This window comes from Dickeya sp. CFBP 2040 (genome assembly GCF_012273755.1).
Taxonomy (GTDB): Bacteria; Pseudomonadota; Gammaproteobacteria; order Enterobacterales; family Enterobacteriaceae; genus Dickeya; species Dickeya poaceiphila.
Window position 1 is genome coordinate 1 of sequence record NZ_JAAVXH010000095.1, and the last position, 3,305, is coordinate 3,305.

2 protein-coding genes and 1 pseudogene are annotated in these 3,305 nt (G+C 35.5%); 1 reads left to right on the plus strand and 2 read right to left on the minus strand.

Translation table 11 applies throughout. From position 1 onward, the window contains the following. Window positions 1–181: pseudogene (locus tag Dpoa2040_RS14555) on the plus strand (transposase family protein); the annotation flags it as partial. A gap of 89 nt (window positions 182–270) precedes the next feature. Here Dpoa2040_RS14555 and Dpoa2040_RS14560 read toward each other — a convergent pair. Together Dpoa2040_RS14560 and Dpoa2040_RS14565 are read right to left on the minus strand one after the other, a co-directional pair. Then, complete coding sequence (locus tag Dpoa2040_RS14560; RefSeq protein ID WP_168641721.1) at window positions 271–1,449, minus strand: S8 family serine peptidase; 1,179 nt, start codon at window positions 1,447–1,449, stop codon at window positions 271–273. After that, window positions 1,449–3,293, minus strand: a complete 1,845-nt coding sequence (locus tag Dpoa2040_RS14565) for an ABC transporter ATP-binding protein (protein WP_042871854.1) — start codon at window positions 3,291–3,293, stop codon at window positions 1,449–1,451. Before Dpoa2040_RS14565 ends, Dpoa2040_RS14560 begins: the two co-directional genes overlap by 1 nt. Window positions 3,294–3,305 lie beyond the last annotated feature (12 nt).

Below are 3,305 nucleotides of genomic sequence, written 5' to 3' on the forward strand. Positions count from 1 at the left end.
GGCGTGACGGAGCTGCGCGGCGAGGATGTGGTCGCCGTGATGGAGCGTTTGAAACAGTTACACAAGCGCGTGCCGGGACGGCTGCAGACCGACAACGGCAGCGAATTTATTTCCAGGTCGTGGTCCATGGGCCTATGAAAACAAGGTGACGATGGACTTCTCACGGCCCGGAAAACCGACCGGAGTTCCTCATTGACGATGGTACTAAAAACCGGGGGACTACACTGCAACTCGAATATTTTGGGTATAGCGAAGGAAAACTTACTTATATTAAAAACACAAGGAATTTATCCTTCCACAACCATAAAATAATTCAAAAATTTCATCATCTTGCTTTTCAAGATCAAAAATAAATTCACGTTTGACTTTATGATTATCATAAAAAACGTCACATTTATATTTTTCGTATTTTCTATCTAAGTCTCTTAACGCATTGAGTTTGAGATTGTAAGCAAGTTGGTTAGCGGTTTGATCCATAGAGACCGACAAATTTAACGCTGCAACACCTGCGGCGATGGCACAGGCTCCACTTGTACCTTTAAAATTATGGGTGAAATTATTCAAGTCAGCGGATAATGTAGTAAGACCTAAATACTTATTTTCACCTTCTGATAAATATAAATCATTCGATGGAGCACACAAGTCAACCCCAGGCCCAAAACAAGAATAAGATGCCTTTTCAAAAAAAGAGTTTATGGCTGAAATCACTAAAACATTATCATGAGCATTAAGATTATTACTGAATGAAGATGAATAACTAATTTTATTATTAGCATCGCATGAGTAAACAATCTTCTGCTCACCAGCATAGTTAATAGGGCAGTTGCTATTACCAGCCGCCCAAAGAAACAGAATACCTTTTCCTCTCCTGCCTCCTTTTGAGGAAAAAGACGAAATCATCTCGACGCTTTCTTTATTTAAAATGAAATCAGGTAATTTTGACCATGTATTGACAAATATATCAATCTTATCTGAAAGAGCCATCACGAATTGCTGAAACCCTAGCTGATTAATGATAAATCCATTATCATAAGGCCATCGGATCGGTAGGATTTTTACTCCAGGGGCAACCCCCACAGGAAGAACACTACTTATAGGTGCCGCAATCAAACCACAAATTGCAGTTCCGTGTTTAAATTTACTTGAAAAAATATTATTTTTTTTAGACTTATCTTTAGTAAGATTAAGTTTACCATTTTCAATATAGGCGAATCCTTCAATATTATCTGAGTATTCGTTTGAAAAATTGTCAATCATGCACCCATCGTCAGCAACGGCAATGACTATACTACTATCCCCAAAACGTCTGTTGTCATTCCAAAATTTATCAGCATGTACTGAACATAACGAACGTGTCGCAAAGGATGGATGCTTACCATGCAGATGCCATTGGTGATCATGCAGTAAGTTATTCCTCAACGCGTTCATCAAAGCATCAAAGGAGTGCATCAAGATTGCTCCACTTTCATCGTTTCACTCTCCCAATGTTGGGCATAGTCATTACAACTCAATAACAGGTCGTGATGATTTCCTTCCGCCATTACACGACCGTTTTTTATAAATATCACCCTATCCATTTCAAGCAGAATATCATGTTGATGAGAAATGCAGACAACCGTCTTATTTTTAAAGCACTGCCTGATATTAGCCATCATTCTGAATCTTGTGTTAGGGTCCAGTGATGATGTCATTTCATCTAACAATAAAACATTGTGTTCTTTAATTAACCCACGGGCTACATTTAACCTCTGCAATTGCCCACCAGATAAAGTAGCACCTTTATTTCCAACTTTAGTATTCAAAAGGCTATGAAAACGAGTACTTTCATCAAAAAGTTCTTCCAGGCATACTTTTTTAAATATATTCTCTATATCACTCTTGCCTAAATTATTATTTGCAATTTTGATGTTATACTCTAAAGTCTCGTCAAAAAAATTAGCATCCTGTGAAACATAGGAAATATTTTTCCTGAGGCAGGATAAATCAATATCTTTTATTTTATAGGTATTAATTAACACCTCCCCACTTTCTTCATAATCATACAAACCTAGCAACAATTTAAAAATCGTCGATTTACCACACCCTGTAGCGCCAACAACGCCAACTTTTTCGCCTGCTTTTATTTTAAAGCTCAAATTTTTTAAAACCAACTTATCACCATATTTCATCGAAATATTTTTAAATTCGATTGTTTCAATCATATTGAAAGTTATCTTTCCCTCAGACTCCTTATCATTATTAAGCAATGTGCTAACACTATTACTGAACAAAGCATAGGCACGAAATAAAGCCGTAAACTGATCCATCAGAGTAGTAAAAAGCCCTTCCAGTTTGAATATTAACGAATATACTACTGCAACTTCTCCTGAGGAAATGCCATTTGAAACCCAAAGATATAATATTAGTAAGGTTATGCTCCCAATGATGAATGAACTAACCAGGATCATAATTGATTCTGCTGAGGTAATTGCTCTTAGATAGAAAGCTGACTTCATGATAAAAATTTTTAAAGACATCTCTGTTCTGTTAAACTTGTGTTTAACATCAGAACCAGAAAATAACTTTATTGTTAGAATATTATTAAAGTTATCACTCATTGTGCCATTCACATTTACTGCTTCATTTGCAGATTCACGAGCTAATTTTTTTGTTCGCGGCACATAAATTTTAGCGACAAAAAAACTTGCAATCATCCATATTAATATAGGCACGAAAAGGTACAGATTAATTGAAGCCATAACCGAGAAGGAGAAAATAAAAAAAGCTATCGTTATCCATATGTTTTGAAAAAACAAAGAAGCCATTTCATTGACTGCCTGACCGGCCTGCCATATCGAAGAAGTTATTTTTCCTGGGTTATTCTCATCAAAAAAAACCATTTTATTTTTCAACGTTTCATTATATAACTGAAATCTTACCAGCGCACTCAATCTCGAATAAACTGATTGATTAATTGTTAGTAAGTTTACGCTTCTTAATATAGGCCTTAAAACAAATAGAACTGAAACAAATATACAGATAAAGGCATAGTTTTCTTTTAAAGATTCAGCCACGAACGCCCGGCTTATACCTGCTTCACTGATCATATCAACAAGCTTACCTGAAGAATGAATGATAAAAACCTCACATCCTGAACATAATAGTCCAAGCATGAACAGATAAAATGCTAATAGCTTGAATTTACCAGCAAGAGTTATTAATACTTTAAGCACGTTCTTTTGATCAAAAATATTATTTTTAACATTAAAAGGGTCGATACAGCTTTCAAATTTCTTAAAAATAAATGTTAGCATATTTCATCCCAA